The following is a 17,251-nucleotide window of genomic DNA, read 5'->3' on the forward strand; positions in this document are numbered from 1 at the left end:
CTCATAATTCTGATTATGCTTTGACTGTGCTGAACTCAAACCTGTCCGTCGCAGCGTCACACCACGTAGCGACGGCAGGAAAAGACGGCGGTATTACCCGACGCTATGTTCAAGGCTGATCGCCAGCAGTTTCTGTGCTTCGACAGCAAACTCCAGCGGCAGCTCGGAAAAGACATCTTTACAGAAACCGTTAACAATCATGGAAATCGCGTCGTCTTCGCTAATACCACGCTGCAGGCAATAGAACAGCTGGTCATCACCGATTTTCGACGTCGTGGCTTCATGTTCCAACTGTGCGGTGTTATTACGCACTTCGACATAAGGGAATGTATGCGCGGCGCTGTCCGGACCGATCAGCATGGAGTCACACTGCGTAAAGTTACGGGCATTGTCAGCACCCGGCAGAATCTTCACCAGACCACGATAGCTGTTCTGGCTGTGGCCAGCGGAGATCCCTTTGGAAATGATCGTCGATTTGGTGTTTTTACCAATATGAATCATTTTGGTGCCGGTATCTGCTTGCTGTTTGCCGCTGGTCAGCGCCACTGAGAAGAATTCGCCAATCGAGTTATCGCCTTTGAGGATAACGCTTGGGTATTTCCAGGTGATCGCAGAGCCGGTTTCAGACTGCGTCCATGACATCTTCGACCCTGCGCCTTCGCACAATGCACGTTTGGTTACGAAGTTGAGGATCCCGCCTTCACTGTCTTTGCTGCCTGAGAACCAGTTCTGCACGGTGGAGTATTTCACTTCAGCGTCTTTATGCAGAATGACTTCAACGACGGCTGCATGCAGCTGATAGGTGTCGCGTACAGGTGCTGAACAACCTTCGATGTAGCTGACGTAGCTACCTTCATCGGCAATCAGAATAGTACGTTCGAACTGACCGGTTTTGGCCGCGTTGATACGGAAATAGGTCGACAGCTCCATCGGACAGCGCACGCCTTTAGGAACGTAAACAAACGTGCCGTCAGAGGCTACCGCAGCGTTCAGCGCAGCAAAGAAGTTATCCTGTGCGGGAACTACAGTACCGAGGTATTTGCGAACCAGATCCGGATATTCGTGAATGGCTTCGCCGAATGAGCAGAAAATGACACCGGATTCCGCCAGTTTTTCACGATACGTGGTGGAAACAGAAACGGAGTCGAAAATTGCATCGACAGCCACTTCTTTCCCTTCACGCACCGGAACACCTAACTGCTCAAAAGCTTTTTCCACTTCGCTGGTCAGGTAATTTTTACCATCGAGCGCCGGAATACCATGAGAATCTGCGGGCGGCTGTTGCGTAGCACCTGGCTGAGAACCACAGGTATCATCGCAGCTGCCACAGGATGGCGCGGAGTAATAGCTATAGTCCTGATAATCGAGAGGCGTGTAGTACGCTTTCAACCAGTGCGGCTCTTCCATTTTCAGCCAAGCATGATAAGCCTGCAGACGGAACTCCAGCATCCACTCAGGTTCGTTGCGTTTCGCCGAAATCGCGCGAACCACATCTTCGTTGATGCCTGATGCTAGTTCATCGGTTGCCAGCTGGGTAAAGAACCCTTCTTTGTAATTCGTTCCCTCGCCGACCCAAGACTGCACATCGTCTGGAATTTCTACGTTGCTTCGTGACATGTTGGTTACATCGCTTTGTTTACAATAATCTTAAAAACGGCAGGTATTTACAGGCCGAAACTTTCGCCACACCCGCAGGCATGCTGAGCTTTAGGATTATTGAATTTAAATATCTGATTCAGCCCTTCGCGGACGAAATCCACCTCGGTTCCGTCGATGAAAGGCATCGCTTTCAGCGGAACAAACAGCAAAGCGCCGTCATGTTCAAACACCAGGTCATCACTGGCCGGTTGTTTGGTTAAATCCAAAACGTAGCCAAAGCCAGCGCAGCCGGATTGTTTCACCGAGAGCTGGAGACCTTTGACTTCAGGATCCTGGGTCATCAGGGTTTTCACCTGTTTCGCCGCAGAATCAGTCAGGATCACGCCTTGCCATACGTTGTCGTCTAAAGAGAACGAGCCGACAGTTTCAGTTTGCATCTGTCTTACCTCATAGTTTTACGGTCATAGACAAGACCTATTGTCTCTATTCTAGTGATAACATTTATCACTTCAACCTCTTGTTTTAAGAGGGTATAGCGATGACCCACGAGGAACGTCACTCAATGAGCACCGGCTTTGGGTCGGGCTGCTGGCGGGTCTTGAACACCGCAACCATCAACTGATTGAATAAATTGTCAATTTTTTGTTAAAAAACGCAAAATTAACCTTATAAAGATCATGGTTTAATAGCTTTCATTAGGTCTATTATAAAACATTCATCGGAAATGCCTATTTATGAATTCACCCTAAACGCAATAATAAGGCTCTTTTTGTTTACTGATTTCCGATGAAAATTGAAAAAACTGATGAAAACGTTGATCCGGTTATTTTTTGACAATATGATGTCCATTGTTTGATAATGATTATCATTAAGATAAACCGGAATACTGAGAATGGCTCAATCGGTAAATGCGTGGTTGCAGAGTAAGATCGATGAATACAAATCCAGTGTCCGCGATGCCACCGTGGATTTCTATATGGCGGATGCTGCCTTACGCCGCCCTGACGCACACCTCTGCCAGCTAAAACGCCTCAACAGCATTTGTCTGGATATAGCCAATTTATGCCTGCAAAACGGGGATGATCACAGTTATCTGCACGCGTTATGTAAACTGCATAACCGACTGATACTGGAAATAAACAGTGTTGGTCGTTGTGAACTCTTCCGTGTTCAGAGCTACCATTTTGCGCGGCACACGCTCAAACTCATTTGTCAGTATTATGCCATGATGGGAATCTGGGAAAAAGCGACAGCCTTCCAAACAGACTTTGCCAAACGCGTGCCTTATCATCTTTAATTGCTTTTCAATGCGTTAACAGATGAATACTGCGAATAAAAAAGGCGGACGACTTTTCAGCCTGTCCGCCCTTCTGTCATATACCTGCCTGACTCATTCACTCAAATCATTTGTCGACAACCATCGTTGTCAGTCTGGATACACAGCAAAGCCCGCCCTGCTGATCGAAAATTTCTATCTGCCAGACCTGGCTGCGGCGACCGGTGCGTAACGCACGACATACGCCACGGACATGCCCTTCCCGCGCTGATTTCATGTGGCTGGCATTGATTTCCACGCCGACCACCGTCTGTGCACCCTCACTGCACAGATATCCCGCCATCGAGCCCATGGTTTCAGCCAGTACGACTGATGCCCCACCGTGTAACAAACCGAAAGGTTGGATGGTACGTTCATCCACCGGCATCGTCGCTTCAAGAAAATCCTCGCCCAGCTGTGTGAACACAATTCCTACATGCCCGACCATACATCCCTGACTGCGTGCATTGATCGCATCAAGGGTGGTGGTTCTTTTCCAAAATGACATCTTGCATCCTTATTTATCAGGGAATGATTTCCAGCAAAGCCTGCAACGGATGGCGGACACCGTTGCCTTCAATACGTTTCACCTGACTGCGGCAGGAATAGCCGGTCGCCAGACAGCGCTGACGCGGCAGGCGTTGCAAAGACGTGTGCCATGACAACTCGTATATTCCCAGCGAGTTTTGCAGGTTTTTAGTTTCATGGCCGTAAGTCCCGGCCATCCCGCAGCAGCCCACGCTGACATTTTCAAGTTTAGCGCCGTAGCGGGCAAAAATATCCCCCCACTGCTTACCACTGGTTGGCAATGCCGTGCTTTCAGTGCAGTGCCCAAACAGATACCAGGGCTCACCGCTCTGCTGTTGCGGCGGCCGCTCTGCCAGCCAGGTATCTAACCACTCGTGCACCAACTGAACCTGAAACGAACCGCGGGCATCCCCGAGAATTTCGTTATATTCATCGCGATAACAGAGCACCAGCGCCGGATCGACCCCCACCAGCGGCATCCCTAACTGAGCCACACGGTTTAGAAACTGGGAGGTTTTCTTCGCGGTTTTCGCAAAGCGCTGCAAGAAGCCTTTAATGTGCTGCGCTTTACCATTCGGTGAGAACGGCAGCAGTACAGGTTTCAGGCCCAGTTTTTCTATAAGCCGGATGAAATCCGCCACAACCTGCGCATCATAAAAGCTGGTAAACGGATCTTGTACCACCAGAACATACTCCCCGCGCTGCGCCGGAGATATTTTCTCCAGCTGTTCAAGCGTCATCGTACTGGCGCGATGCCCCAGCAGTTGCTCACGCAGTGTAGGAGTAGACAGCAACGGCAGATCTACCATGCCAATGCTTTTACGGCTCATTTCCCGCACCCACGGCTGTTTCAGGAAGAAGTTAAACAGCTTCGGTGCTTTGGCCATCAGCGGCGCATAACTTTCAACACTTGCGACGAAGTGGTCGCGCGCCGGACGCAGATAACGGGTGTGATATAGCTGAAGAAAACGCGAGCGGAATCCGGGTACGTCAATCTTAATCGGGCACTGCGTGGAACAGGCTTTGCAGGCCAGACAACCTGACATCGCCTCTTTCACTTCATGGGAAAAATCATATTCGCCTTTGTTGGCGTGCCAGGTATTACGCGTGCGGTCGATAAGTGTGCGGAAACTCAGCCCTTTCTCCGGCAAAGCATTTTCCAGCGCCAGCGGGTCCACACCCTGCTCTGATAGCAAACGCAGCCATTCACGGACTAATCCTGCGCGACCTTTTGGTGAATGAATACGGCTACCGGTGATTTTCATCGACGGACACATCGGGCTTTTTACATCAAAGTTGAAGCAAAGACCGTTACCGTTACATTCCATTGCACCACGGAATGATTGACGTACTTCCAGCGGAATACGGCGATCCAACGTGCCACGTTTCGCCGCATCAACTTTCATCATCGGCTCATCGCAATCAAGTGGCGCACAGATTTTGCCCGGGTTAAGACGGTTATCCGGATCAAACGCCGTTTTAATCCGGCGAAGCTCATGGAACAACTCCTCGCCGAAAAATGCCGGACTGTATTGCGCACGGAAACCTTTGCCGTGCTCGCCCCACAGCAGGCCGCCATATTTAGCGGTCAGTGCGACGACTTCATCTGAAATTTGCTTTAGCAGCATCTCCTGCTGTGGGTCACACATGTCGAGCGCCGGACGGACATGGAGTACGCCAGCATCGACGTGCCCGAACATGCCATAACTCAGATTATGACTGTCCAGCAACGCGCGGAATTCAACGATATAGTCAGCCAGATGCTGCGGCGGCACGCACGTATCTTCCGCAAACGGCAAGGGTTTGGCCTGCCCTTTCGCATTGCCCAACAGTCCGACTGCTTTCTTACGCATATTATAAATACGCTCGATACCGGCAAGGTCGGCACAAATCTGATAACCAATCACGCCGCCTTCCTGGTCGCTCATTAACCCGTCAAGGCGTTCACACAGCGCGCTGACCTGAGCTTCGATGAGGTCGGCGTCGTCACCGGCAAACTCGACGATGTTAAGCCCCTGCATGTCTTTACCGTCTACGTCTTTTATGTACTCGCGCACGCTGTGCCAGACAATATCTTCACGCGCCAGATTTAGGACTTTCGAATCCACGGTTTCAACGGACAGCGCTTTGGCTTCCACCATAAAGGGCGCATTGCGCAGTGCGGAATTAAAAGAGTCGTATTTGATGTTAACCAGACGACGAACTTTAGGGATGGGTGTGATGTTCAGACGCGCTTCGGTAATAAAAGCCAGCGAACCTTCCGAGCCGGTAAGGATCCGGGTCAGATTGAAAGTTTGCAGATCATCACTCAATACGTGACGCAAATCGTAACCGGTGAGGAAGCGGTTAAGTTTTGGAAATTTTTCAATGACTAACGCACGATTATCGCGACAACTGTCGAGCACGGTACGATAGATACGGCCAATGACCGAATCTTCTTCACCGAGTTTATCTGCCAACGCAGCGGGTATCGCGGTGGTGTCCAGCATTTCACCGCCAAGCACGATGGCGCGCAAGCCCAGCACGTGGTCAGAGGTTTTGCCGTAGACCAGCGAGCCCTGACCGGACGCATCGGTATTGATCATCCCACCGAGCGTGGCGCGGTTGCTGGTGGACAATTCAGGCGAGAAAAAATAGCCCAGCGGACGCAGATAATCGTTGAGCTGATCTTTAATCACCCCTGCTTCGACTTTGACCCAACCTTGTTCAGTATTGATATCAAGAATGCGGTTCATATGACGGGACATATCCACCACAATGCCGCGGTTTAATGACTGACCGTTAGTGCCTGTTCCCCCGCCGCGCGGCGTGAAAACCAGCGTTTTGAAGCGTTCCTGCCCGGCAATACGTGCGATCAGGGCGACGTCGGACGTTGCCAGTGGAAACAGGACCGCATCCGGCAACAGCTGATACACGCTGTTGTCAGTGGCCATCGTCAAACGATCGGCATAGGTCGTGGTGAGATCACCGGTAAATCCGTTGTTTTTTAAGGCTTCCAAAAAATCGAGCACCAGCTGGATGACACCCGGTGCCTGAGAAATCTGTGGGATCATTGATTTATGACTCTGTCTTTGTTGTATGCCTGGCAATCGCTAAGCGGTTTGCCGGATCTGCGGGGCAGACCCACCCTGTTCTTTACCCAGAATAAAAACTAACATACTTCGTTTTTAAGCGCTCCGTCTGGTTAACCATTGTTGCATTTGTTTCATAACGCGCCGCAAAACGCACGTTTAGCAACAACGCGTTGCAACTAAATTTGCGGCACGCTATCCAAAACCAACCGAATGTTCCATGCTTATGGATGGCAACTGCCGGAATGCTGTGTCGCTTTTTTTTGGAGGCTCAAGGCTGATGCCTCTTCGTTTATCCTTTTGAGAAACATGAATGAATCTCCCAATTAAACGTTATGACTTACCGCAAATTATGTTTGGGGTGCTGTTTATTGCGCTGATGACTATCGCCAGTATCTGGATAGTGCAGCCCTTTATTTTGGGCTTTGCATGGGCAGGCATGGTGGTCATTGCCACCTGGCCACTGATGATCAAACTACAGCGCATTATGTGGGGGCGTCGCTTCCTTGCCGTTATCGTCATGACACTGTTGCTGATCTTGCTCTTCGTATTGCCCATCGCTTTACTGGTCAGCAGCGCCATTGAAAATGGCGCGCCGCTGGTGGCTCTTGCGGGAAACCCATCGACCTTACACATGCCGGATTTTCACTGGCTGAACTCGATTCCGCTGGTCGGCCACAAGCTCTATTCCGGCTGGCATGCGCTGATTAACGGTGGCGGTAATGTCCTGATGACTAAAGTGCAGCCTTACGTCGGGCAAACGGCATCGTGGTTCCTGACACAGGCCGGGCATCTTGGTCGCTTTATTGTTCACTGTTCGCTGATGCTGTTATTCAGCGCCTTGCTGTACAGCCGTGGTGAGCAGGTTGCGATGGGGATCCGTCACTTCGCCGTTCGTCTGGCCGCTGAACGTGGTGATGCCGCGGTGATCCTTGCCGGTCAGGCAATCCGCGCTGTGGCCCTGGGTGTGGTCGTGACGGCGATTGTGCAATCGGTTCTCGGCGGCATCGGACTGGCCATTGCCGGTATCCCTTACGCCACCGTATTAACCGTGGTGATGTTCGTTTGCTGTGTAGCGCAAATTGGTCCATTGCTGGTGCTTATCCCAGCCATTATTTGGCTGTATTGGTCCGGCGATAACACCTGGGGCACCGTGCTGCTGGTATGGAGCTGTGTGGTAGGTTCACTCGATAACGTGCTGCGACCAGTACTCATCCGCATGGGTGCAGATTTACCCATGTTGCTTATCCTCTCCGGCGTTATCGGTGGCCTGTTTGCTTTCGGAATGATTGGTCTGTTTATCGGCCCGGTAGTGCTCGCTGTCTCTTACCGCCTGATTTCATTGTGGGTGCACGAAGCGCCGGAGCCTGAGTCGGACCCGGCAGAAGCGCTAAAAGCCCTCGACGATTAATCACTCAGTACCATTCTTAGCGCCCGGTGTTATCTGCGACAAATAAAAAGAGAAGACAACGGGCGCGGTTATTCCTTTCTAATTTCTGCCCCGTTACTCATCCCGCAAAACATTCAAAATTTATTCAAGTGAGAATAAAACCTATTAGGAGGATTCTTACAGACTAAATACCTTGAGAAACCTAGTATTATTAACAGTTCGGATTTCAACCCACTGATATATATACACGCTTCCCCCTAAAAGCATGTATACCCCAAATTGCTGTGTGTAGTCTTTGCCTGTCTTCGAGACGGGCTTTTTTTTATCTTAAATTTCATCTTTGTAATTTTAATCTCAACAATACATCTCTCATTACCTGCAAAAAAAACCACCCTTTTTTACAGGGTGGCTTTTAGAATATTTAAACTATGGCTTTAAAACTTTATTTATCAGCCAGTGCCAGCCAGGTTTGCACCACCGTATCCGGATTAAGAGACAAACTGTCTATCCCTTCATCCATCAGCCACTGGGCGAAGTCCTGATGATCGGACGGACCCTGCCCGCAAATACCGACGTATTTACCCTGTTTCTTGGCGGCCTTAATCGCCATCGACAGGAGTGCTTTAACGGCTTCGTTACGCTCATCAAAGAGTTCAGACACCACGCCGGAATCACGGTCGAGACCAAGCGCCAGCTGCGTCATGTCGTTTGAACCAATAGAGAATCCGTCAAAGTGCTCGAGGAATTGATCTGCCAGCAACGCATTGGAAGGTATCTCGCACATCATGATTACCTTAAGGCCGTTCTCACCGCGTTTCAGCCCCTGACGCGCCAGTTCAGCCACCACGGCTTCCGCCTGAGCCACGGTGCGCACAAACGGGATCATGACTTCGACATTGGTCAGATCCATGTCATTACGCACCCGTTTCATCGCCTCACATTCGAGCGCAAAGCAATCGCGGAAACTGTCAGAGACATAACGGCCGGCGCCACGGAACCCAAGCATCGGGTTTTCTTCATGCGGTTCATACTTCTCGCCACCGACCAGATTGGCGTATTCATTGGATTTAAAATCTGACAAACGCACGATGACGCGTTTTGGCCAAAAAGCAGCACCCAATGTCGCAATCCCTTCAGTCAGGCGCGCCACATAGTATTCGCGGGGGCTGTCGTAACCCTGAATCAGTTTGCTGATTTCTGCCTGCAATTCCGGCGTTTGCTGGTCAAACTCAAGCAACGCTTTAGGGTGTACACCTATCATGCGGTTAATGATGAACTCCAGACGCGCCAGCCCAACCCCCTCATTGGGTAAACAAGCGAAATCAAATGCGCGGTCGGGATTACCGATATTCATCATGATTTTCAGTGGCAATTTTGGCAGTTCATTGACTTCAGAACTTTGCACCGTAAAGTCCAGTTCATCCTGATAAACGTAGCCAGTATCCCCTTCAGAGCAGGACACTGTGACTTTTTGGTTTTCCTTCAGTTTTTCTGTCGCATCACCGCAGCCCACCACCGCAGGGATCCCCAGTTCACGGGCGATAATCGCAGCGTGGCAGGTACGCCCGCCACGGTTTGTCACAATCGCCGATGCTCTTTTCATGATCGGTTCCCAGTCCGGATCGGTCATGTCCGTAACCAACACATCTCCGGCTTTAACGTGATGCATTTCACTGATGTCATGAATTATTTTAACTGGGCCGGCACCAATACGATGACCGATTGCGCGGCCTTCAACCAGAACATTGCTGCTGCCGTTGAGCTGGTAGCGCTCCATAACCTGACCGTTTGAACGAACGGTCTCCGGACGCGCCTGCACGATATACAACTTACCGTTATGACCATCTTTCGCCCATTCGATATCCATCGGGCGGCCGTAGTGTTTTTCGATAAGCAAAGCCTGGCGCGCCAGAGCCTGAATCTCTTCATCCGTCAGCGAGAATTGCGTGCTGAGTTCTGCGGGCACATCTTCAATCTGCACCTGTTTACCATGTTCCTGACTCGGCGCGTACACCATGCGGATTTTCTTAGATCCCATAGTACGCCGTACTATCGCCGGTTTGTTTTTGGCAAGCGTCGGTTTGTGTACGTAGAACTCATCCGGGTTTACCGCGCCTTGTACCACCATTTCACCCAGACCATAAGCTGAAGTGATAAAGACCACCTGATCAAAACCTGATTCGGTATCTATAGTAAACATTACGCCCGCCGCCGCGAGATCTGAACGCACCATGCGCTGAACACCGGCCGAGAGCGCCACGCCGCGATGGTCATACCCCTGATGCACGCGATAGGAAATCGCCCGGTCATTGAATAAAGAGGCATACACATGTTTCACCGCAATCAGTACCGCATCAAAGCCCTGTACGTTCAGGAAGGTTTCCTGCTGCCCGGCGAAAGATGCATCGGGCATATCTTCGGCTGTGGCTGAAGAACGCACGGCAAAGGAAGCATCTGGTTCACCTTCCGAAAGCTGCTGATATGCCTCGCGGATTGACACTTCCAGTTCAGGCTGGAAAGGCGTCTCTATGATCCACTGGCGGATTTGGGCACCCGCCTGCGTCAGTTGGGCGATATCATCGACGTCGGTTTTATCCAGCAACTCATGGATACGATGGTTAACGCCACTTTGATCGAGAAAATCATTAAATGCCTGAGAGGTAGTAGCAAAACCATTAGGGACAGATACCCCTAATTCAGACAAATTGGTGATCATTTCCCCGAGGGATGCGTTCTTGCCCCCGACTTTATCAACGTCGTTCATACCCAGTTGGTTGTACCAGATAACATTGCGTAAATCGGGATCGAGATGAGCCATGAAACAATCCTTTCTTAATATTCAGTAGGAGAGCAGAGAGTCGTAATTCAGTCACAGCCAAATTACTTAATGTTCTTTAACAGCCTGTCCTTTAACACGCGGTCATTTTGAGACTAGCATAATGATCCATAAGAACAGGACAGGTGAATCGATCCAGCAAATCAAACTATTTTCGTTTCGGAAAATTCCAGACTGGCTTTACTGTCTTCTTTTGGTAAATCTCTATAATTCCTTATGAATCAGCGATGACTCAACCAACGTTAGGTTATAAACATTACGCTATCAGATAAGCTGACGCGTTGCTGAAGCAAATCAAAAAGGTGCGGGAAAACACGAAAAAAATAAAATCCCATTTCATTTATTACAGTCATTTTGCGCAGTATCTCGCAGCAATGAACTTAAGAAAACGCATCCGGTGAAATACCCTTTTTATTTAGTGAATTTCTGGGTATTACTAAACAGGTTCCCGGAAGGGATAAGGCAAACAAAAAGAAATCAGGAGTGGTGTGTGGACAGATGTGTATTTTATATTTCCGATGGTACGGCCATTACGGCGGAGGTTTTGGGCCATGCGGTGCTGTCACAATTTCCGGTGAATGCCACTACCTATTCGCTGCCCTTTGTGGAAAGTGAAGAACGGGCAAACACGGTTGTAAAACAGATCAATGCCATATTTGAAAAAACCGGTGACCGCCCGCTGGTGTTTTATTCCATCGTCTCGCCGAAGATTCGCGACATCATTAAAGCCAGCGAAGGATTTTGTCAGGACATCGTTCAGTCGCTCGTCGCGCCGCTGCAAAATGAGCTCGGCGTTGAACCGACGCCCATCGCCAACCGCACGCATGGGCTGACCGCCAGCAATATCACCAAATACGATGCCCGTATCGCCGCCATTGATTACACGCTGGCGCACGACGATGGCATTTCGTTACGTAATCTCGATCAGGCACAAGTCATTTTGCTCGGCGTTTCCCGCTGCGGGAAAACGCCGACCAGCCTCTATCTGGCGCTACAGTTTGGTATCCGCGCGGCGAACTACCCTTTCACTGCCGATGATATGGATAACATTCAGTTACCAGCCGCACTGAAACCGCATATGCACAAGCTGTTCGGGCTGACTATTGATCCTGAACGCCTGACGGCGATTCGCCAGGAGCGTGTAGAAAATAGCCGTTATGCTTCACTGCGCCAGTGTCGGATGGAAGTCTCTGAAGTTGAGGCACTTTTCCGCAAAAATCAGATCCGCTATCTCAACAGCACTAATTATTCCGTCGAAGAGATTGCCGCGAAGATTATGGACAGTTTCGGCATGAGCCGGCGCATGTTCTGAACCTTTTGCTGATGTGAGTGGCATAACCTGCCAACAGTGGTTGAATTCATCTGTTTTTGCGTTATTGTGATCGCCATCACTTCCCGGTATTCCTGCCGCAGAGAAGAATCAAATTTTAGAGAGCACCATGTCACAAACAGATGAGCTGCGTACGACGCGCATCGACAGCCTGATTACGCCTCAGGCACTGGCAGATAAATTGCCAATATACCCGTCGGTCGCCCAACACGTGATGGCATCACGTAAACGTATTGAAAAAATTATTGCCGGTGAAGATCCACGCCTGCTGGTGGTCATCGGCCCTTGCTCGATTCACGATATTGAAGCTGCCATTGATTACGCCGAAAAGCTGAATGTCCTGCGTGATAAATATCAGGATCGTCTTGAAATCGTGATGCGTACCTATTTCGAGAAGCCTCGCACCGTAGTCGGCTGGAAAGGCCTGATTTCGGATCCCGAACTGAACGGTTCATGTCGCGTCAATGACGGTATCGAGCTGGCGCGCAAGGTTCTGCTGGCGGTCAATCAGTTGGGTATTCCGACGGCGACCGAATTCCTGGATATGGTGATCGGTCAATATATTGCGGACCTTATCAGCTGGGGCGCTATCGGCGCACGCACTACTGAGAGCCAGATCCACCGTGAAATGGCGTCAGCATTGTCCTGTCCGGTCGGCTTTAAGAACGGCACAGACGGCAACACCCGCATCGCGATTGATGCCATGCGTTCCTCACGCACCAGCCACATGTTCCTGTCACCGGATAAAAACGGTCAGATGACGATTTACCGCACTGCCGGTAACCCGTACGGCCATGTAATTATGCGTGGGGGTAAGAAGCCAAATTATCATGCTGAAGACCTCGAACAGGCTTGCCTGAATCTGGCGGAGTTTGACCTGCCACAGCGTCTGGTGGTGGATTTCAGTCACGGTAACTGCCAGAAGCAACATAGACGTCAGTTGGACGTCGCCGCCGATATTTGCGAGCAAATTCGCAGCGGTTCAACTGCTGTAGCAGGCATTATGGCGGAGAGTTTCCTGATCGAAGGGACTCAGCCTATCGCAGCCAACAAACCGCTGGTATACGGAAAATCGATTACTGACCCTTGTCTGGGTTGGGAAGATACAGAAACACTGTTAGCGATGCTGGCAGAAGCGACAGATAGCCGGTTCTGATCGGCTGTTCTGGCAAATACGTATCGTCACTCCGGGCAACATTTTGTTGCCCTTTTTTGTAGCTAAAAACAGGTTAATCCCCTTCTCTGGTTGCGACATTGGCGGCAGTTATCCCACGGTATTTAAAGGGGTATTTGCCGGGAATTACATTCTGCCAACAAAAATTTCCTTGATGTGTTTCTTTAATGATTTGATAATGATTATCAAATTGATATTAATTCCCATTAGCATTGCATGAGGTAGCTTGGCTCATTTGGGATAATATTTTACAAATCATTCACATAACAGCTCAAATTTTTATCTGCCCGATGGCGGATGACAATTAAGACTACGAGGAAGCAGCTATGCATTCAGTTCACTATCAGGATTATTTACAGGCCAAAGAAGCAAATCCGGGTAAATACGCCCGCGATCTGGCCGAAATTCTTGGCATCAGCGAAGCTGAATTAACAGCTTTACGTGTTTCTCACGATGCAGCAAAACTGAATGTTGATGGCCGGACTCTGCTGGCTGCACTGGAAAGTGTGGGTGGCACGAAATCCATTACCCGCAATGATTATGCCGTCCACGAGCAGGAAGGCCATTATACGAACCAGCATCTGAACGGCCACGCCGGTCTTATCCTCAATCCACGTGCTCTGGATCTGCGTTTGTTCCTGCAACACTGGGTGCACATTTTCAGCATGACGGAATCGACTCCGCGCGGCGAGCGCTACAGTATTCAGTTTTTCGATGCCCAAGGCGACGCGGTGCATAAGGTCTATACCACCGATGAAACGGATATGGCGATGTGGAATGCGCTGGTCGATCAATACAAAACTGATGTTAATCCGCCTCTGCAAATGGAAGCTGCACCGGCAACGCCTGTTTTGAAAGCCGCCGATCCTACCGCTCTGGAGGCTGAATGGCGCGCAATGACCGACGTTCATCAGTTCTTCCAGCTTCTGAAACGCCACAATGTCACCCGTCAGCAGGCTTTCAAAGCAGTAGGCGACGATCTGGCATGGCGCGTTGAAAACGGCTCTCTTACACGTTTGCTGAATATCGCCAAAGCAGATCAGAACGAGATCATGATTTTTGTTGGCAACCAAGGCTGCGTGCAGATATTTACCGGCCAGATCGAAAAAGTGATGCCGCATGGTGAATGGATCAACGTCTTTAATCAGCGCTTCACCCTGCACTTAGTCGAAAGTGCGATTGCGGAAAGCTGGATCACCCGCAAACCGACCAAAGACGGTTTCGTCACCAGTCTGGAACTGTTCGCCGCTGATGGCACGCAGATAGCGCAGCTTTACGGTCAGCGTACCGAAGGCACACCGGAGCAAACGTTGTGGCGCGAACAACTGGCGCAGCTCTGCAGCGAAGGCGTTGCCGCATGAAACACACTCTGAAAGTGCTGCTCGCTGCGGCGTCCTTGCTGGCCGCGCCCGTTCTGCATGCCGCAGAAAAACTGGTGAGCATCGGCGGTGACGTCACGGAGATCGTTTACGCGCTGGGTGCGGGCGATCAACTGGTGGCTCGCGACAGCACCAGTCTGCGTCCGAAAGCAGTTCTCGCTCTGCCTGACGTCGGTTATATGCGCCAGCTCAACACTGAAGGCATTCTTTCTATGCACCCGACGCTGGTGCTGAGCAGCGAACTGGCGGAACCGTCGCTGGTGTTACAGCAACTGGCGCAAAACCACGTGAAAGTGATCCGCGTGCCGGGGACGGCGTCGGTGGATGCCGTGCCGAAAAAAATCGAAGTGATTGCCAAGGCGCTAAACCGTCAGGCTGAAGGTGAAAAGCTGATCACGACTTACCGCGCACAGCTTGCCGCCATTAAGCAGGAAACTTTACCGGTCAAAATGTTATTTGTGATGAGCCACGGCGGCATGAACTCGATGGCTGCAGGTCAGGATACGGCGGCAGATGCAATGATCACCTCCGTAGGCGCGAAAAACGCCATGCAGGGTTTCAGCCGCTATCGTCCGCTGTCGCAGGAAGGCGTGATCGTCAGTGCGCCAGATATTCTACTGCTGACCGCTGACGGGGTTAAAACCCTGGGCGGGATGGATCAAGTTTGGAAATTGCCGGGCGTGGCGATGACGCCAGCGGGTAAAAACAAGCGCGTTCTGGTGCTGGATGATATGTCCCTGCTGGGCTTTGGATTGCAGACTCCGGCGGTGATGGCGCAACTTCGTCAGGCGGCGGAAAACGTGAAATGAGCAGCATTAGCCCCCCAATGCCATTACGTCGGCGCTCGCCGGTTTGGGCGCTGGCTGGTCTCGGCGGAGCTCTGTTGCTGCTGGCAATTCTGGCGGCAAATACCGGCGCGATGTCCCTTTCGCTCCGAACGCTGATGGGCTTGCCGTTCAACGACGGCTTATGGCAGGTCTGGCTGACCGTACGCCTGCCCCGCGTGTTGCTTGCAGTGGTGGTCGGCTGTGCGCTGGCCAGCTCCGGTGCGGTGATGCAGGGGCTTTTCCGCAACCCGCTGGCCGATCCCGGATTACTGGGTATAAGCTCCGGCGCAGCGCTGGCGGTGGCGCTGACCATCGTGATGCCATTCGCCCTGCCGCCGTTGCTGGCGCTTTACAGCCATATGATCAGCGCCTTTGTCGGCAGCCTGGCCATTTCGCTTATCGTATTCACACTAAGCCGTTTCGGACACGGCGGATTGTCTCGCCTTCTGCTGGCGGGTATTGCTATCAATGCGCTGTGCGGCGCAGCAGTTGGCGTGCTGACCTATGTCAGTGACGATCAGCAACTGCGTCAGTTCTCCCTGTGGAGTATGGGCAGCCTCGGGCAGGCGCAATGGCCGACGCTTGCCGTTGTTTCATCCCTTATTTTACCTGCGTGCATCGCGACGTTCTTTATGTCCCGACGTCTGAATATTCTGCAGCTGGGCGAAGAGGATGCGCACTATCTTGGCGTCAATGTCCGACGTACACAGTTGCAGTTACTGCTGCTGAGCGCTCTGCTGGTCGGGGCTGCGGTGGCGGTATCGGGCGTGATTGGCTTTATCGGTCTGGTGATCCCACATTTGCTACGCATGCGCATCGGCGCCGATCACCGCTGGTTGTTGCCAGGCTCGGCGATGGCAGGAGCCTGTCTTTTGTTGCTGGCCGATACGCTGGCACGCACGCTGGTGGCTCCGGCGGAAATGCCGGTCGGTCTCATCACCAGCATCATCGGCGGCCCTTATTTTTTATGGCTGATCCTGCGTCCGGGAGTTCCACGAAATGTCTGATATATCTTCGTCCCTGATTGCAGAAAATCTGGTTTATTCCGTTGAAGGCCGCCGGTTGATTGATGATGTTTCGCTCAGTCTGCACGGCGGTGAAATGGTGGCACTGATTGGTCCGAACGGCGCAGGAAAATCCACGCTGATGCGCATGCTCACTGGCTATCTGGCACCGCAACAAGGGCGTTGTTCGCTTCAAGGAAAACCGCTGACCGAGTGGCCTGCGCAGGAACTGGCGCGCACCAGGGCGGTGATGCGCCAGAACAGTACGCTGGCGTTCGGATTCAGTGTGCGGGAAGTGCTGACGCTCGGGCGCTCACCACACGGCCAGCTGAATATGCAACATGCGCTGACCGAGGTCATGAGGCAAACAAACTGTCTGAATCTGGCAGACCGCGATTACCGACATCTTTCGGGCGGCGAACAGCAGCGCGTCCAGCTGGCTCGTGTTTTGATCCAGCTCTGGCAGCCGGAACCTTCACCGCGCTGGCTGTTTCTGGACGAGCCAACGTCTGCGCTGGATTTATATCATCAGCAACATGCATTGCGTCTGTTACGTCAGTTAACGCAGGAGACGCCGCTCTCAGTATGCTGCGTACTGCACGATCTGAATCTGGCGTCGCTGTATGCCGACCGGATTATTTTGCTGCACAGCGGACGAGTAGTTGCCAGCGGGACGCCGGTTGACGTTCTGCGTGAAGAGACGCTAAACCACTGGTATCAGGCCGATCTGAACGTTTGCGTGCATCCCGAAACCGAATTACCTCAGGTCTTCTTACGCCAGTAGGCTTCCTCGTCAAA

The 17,251-nt window shown here is 51.5% G+C and carries 13 protein-coding genes and 1 pseudogene; 8 read left to right on the forward strand and 6 right to left on the reverse strand.

Annotated elements, in window-relative coordinates; all coding sequences use genetic code 11:
- Nucleotides 1-93 precede the first annotated feature (93 nt).
- The gene (sufB, locus tag GE278_12825; GenBank protein ID QLK61598.1) at nt 94-1,617 is read right to left on the reverse strand and encodes a Fe-S cluster assembly protein SufB; all 1,524 of its coding nucleotides are present in this window, start codon (nt 1,615-1,617) and stop codon (nt 94-96) included.
- 47 nt (nt 1,618-1,664) lie between these two features.
- On the reverse strand, nt 1,665-2,036 hold the full coding sequence (gene sufA / locus GE278_12830; GenBank protein QLK61599.1) for a Fe-S cluster assembly scaffold SufA: 372 nt from the start codon (nt 2,034-2,036) through the stop codon (nt 1,665-1,667).
- Nucleotides 2,037-2,491: 455 nt separating this feature from the next.
- Here sufA and GE278_12835 point away from each other — a divergent pair, with 455 nt between their 5' ends.
- Entirely contained in the window at nt 2,492-2,896 is a 405-nt protein-coding gene (locus GE278_12835; protein QLK61600.1) for a hypothetical protein, read from the forward strand.
- 106 nt (nt 2,897-3,002) lie between these two features.
- Here the strand turns inward: GE278_12835 and GE278_12840 are convergent, their stop codons facing one another.
- From GE278_12840 to GE278_12850, 3 genes and pseudogenes are all read right to left on the reverse strand, one after another.
- A complete protein-coding gene (locus GE278_12840) occupies nt 3,003-3,422 on the reverse strand; it encodes a hotdog fold thioesterase (GenBank protein QLK61601.1) in 420 nt (139 codons plus the stop codon).
- 16 nt (nt 3,423-3,438) lie between these two features.
- Complete coding sequence (locus tag GE278_12845) at nt 3,439-6,495, reverse strand: FAD-binding protein (GenBank protein QLK61602.1); 3,057 nt, start codon at nt 6,493-6,495, stop codon at nt 3,439-3,441.
- Between the two features lie 82 nt (nt 6,496-6,577).
- A pseudogene (locus GE278_12850) lies at nt 6,578-6,824 on the reverse strand (hypothetical protein).
- Between the two features lie 2 nt (nt 6,825-6,826).
- Here GE278_12850 and ydiK point away from each other — a divergent pair.
- Nucleotides 6,827-7,924: an AI-2E family transporter YdiK gene (ydiK, locus tag GE278_12855; GenBank protein ID QLK61603.1), complete on the forward strand. Its 1,098-nt coding sequence runs from the start codon at nt 6,827-6,829 to the stop codon at nt 7,922-7,924.
- A 421-nt stretch (nt 7,925-8,345) separates the two neighbouring features.
- On the opposite strand, the gene ppsA is transcribed toward ydiK, so the two are convergent.
- Nucleotides 8,346-10,721: a phosphoenolpyruvate synthase gene (gene ppsA, locus GE278_12860; protein ID QLK61604.1), complete on the reverse strand. Its 2,376-nt coding sequence runs from the start codon at nt 10,719-10,721 to the stop codon at nt 8,346-8,348.
- A gap of 508 nt (nt 10,722-11,229) precedes the next feature.
- On the opposite strand from ppsA, the gene ppsR reads away from it, so the two are divergent.
- The 6 genes from ppsR (at nt 11,230) to GE278_12890 (ending at nt 17,237) form a co-directional block, all read left to right on the forward strand.
- Nucleotides 11,230-12,051 carry a pyruvate, phosphate dikinase/phosphoenolpyruvate synthase regulator gene (gene ppsR, locus GE278_12865; GenBank protein QLK61605.1) on the forward strand — a complete coding sequence of 274 codons (822 nt, stop codon included), beginning with the start codon at nt 11,230-11,232 and terminating at the stop codon, nt 12,049-12,051.
- A gap of 127 nt (nt 12,052-12,178) precedes the next feature.
- Entirely contained in the window at nt 12,179-13,225 is a 1,047-nt protein-coding gene (locus GE278_12870) for a 3-deoxy-7-phosphoheptulonate synthase (protein ID QLK61606.1), read from the forward strand.
- Between the two features lie 344 nt (nt 13,226-13,569).
- The gene (locus GE278_12875; protein ID QLK61607.1) at nt 13,570-14,604 is read left to right on the forward strand and encodes a hemin-degrading factor; all 1,035 of its coding nucleotides are present in this window, start codon (nt 13,570-13,572) and stop codon (nt 14,602-14,604) included.
- Nucleotides 14,601-15,431, forward strand: a complete 831-nt coding sequence (locus GE278_12880; GenBank protein QLK61608.1) for an ABC transporter substrate-binding protein — start codon at nt 14,601-14,603, stop codon at nt 15,429-15,431. Before GE278_12875 ends, GE278_12880 begins: the two co-directional genes overlap by 4 nt.
- 17 nt (nt 15,432-15,448) lie before the next feature.
- Nucleotides 15,449-16,456 (forward strand): iron chelate uptake ABC transporter family permease subunit, encoded by a 1,008-nt coding sequence (locus tag GE278_12885; protein ID QLK63288.1) that lies wholly within the window; start codon nt 15,449-15,451, stop codon nt 16,454-16,456.
- Nucleotides 16,449-17,237: a heme ABC transporter ATP-binding protein gene (locus GE278_12890; GenBank protein QLK61609.1), complete on the forward strand. Its 789-nt coding sequence runs from the start codon at nt 16,449-16,451 to the stop codon at nt 17,235-17,237. Before GE278_12885 ends, GE278_12890 begins: the two co-directional genes overlap by 8 nt.
- Nucleotides 17,238-17,251: the final 14 nt, after the last annotated feature.

The sequence above is a fragment of the Enterobacteriaceae bacterium Kacie_13 genome (genome assembly GCA_013457415.1).
In the GTDB taxonomy this organism is placed as follows: Bacteria; Pseudomonadota; Gammaproteobacteria; order Enterobacterales; family Enterobacteriaceae; genus Rahnella.

Excerpts from the sequence above, each read along its gene's own strand:
- sufB (QLK61598.1), bottom strand. The coding sequence starts at position 1,617 with ATGTCACGAAGCAACGTAGAAATTCCAGACGATGTGCAGTCTTGGGTC.
- sufA (QLK61599.1), bottom strand. The coding sequence starts at position 2,036 with ATGCAAACTGAAACTGTCGGCTCGTTCTCTTTAGACGACAACGTATGG.
- GE278_12835 (QLK61600.1), top strand. The coding sequence starts at position 2,492 with ATGGCTCAATCGGTAAATGCGTGGTTGCAGAGTAAGATCGATGAATAC.
- GE278_12840 (QLK61601.1), bottom strand. The coding sequence starts at position 3,422 with ATGTCATTTTGGAAAAGAACCACCACCCTTGATGCGATCAATGCACGC.
- GE278_12845 (QLK61602.1), bottom strand. The coding sequence starts at position 6,495 with ATGATCCCACAGATTTCTCAGGCACCGGGTGTCATCCAGCTGGTGCTC.
- ydiK (QLK61603.1), top strand. The coding sequence starts at position 6,827 with ATGAATCTCCCAATTAAACGTTATGACTTACCGCAAATTATGTTTGGG.
- ppsA (QLK61604.1), bottom strand. The coding sequence starts at position 10,721 with ATGGCTCATCTCGATCCCGATTTACGCAATGTTATCTGGTACAACCAA.
- GE278_12870 (QLK61606.1), top strand. The coding sequence starts at position 12,179 with ATGTCACAAACAGATGAGCTGCGTACGACGCGCATCGACAGCCTGATT.
- GE278_12875 (QLK61607.1), top strand. The coding sequence starts at position 13,570 with ATGCATTCAGTTCACTATCAGGATTATTTACAGGCCAAAGAAGCAAAT.
- GE278_12880 (QLK61608.1), top strand. The coding sequence starts at position 14,601 with ATGAAACACACTCTGAAAGTGCTGCTCGCTGCGGCGTCCTTGCTGGCC.
- GE278_12885 (QLK63288.1), top strand. The coding sequence starts at position 15,449 with ATGCCATTACGTCGGCGCTCGCCGGTTTGGGCGCTGGCTGGTCTCGGC.
- GE278_12890 (QLK61609.1), top strand. The coding sequence starts at position 16,449 with ATGTCTGATATATCTTCGTCCCTGATTGCAGAAAATCTGGTTTATTCC.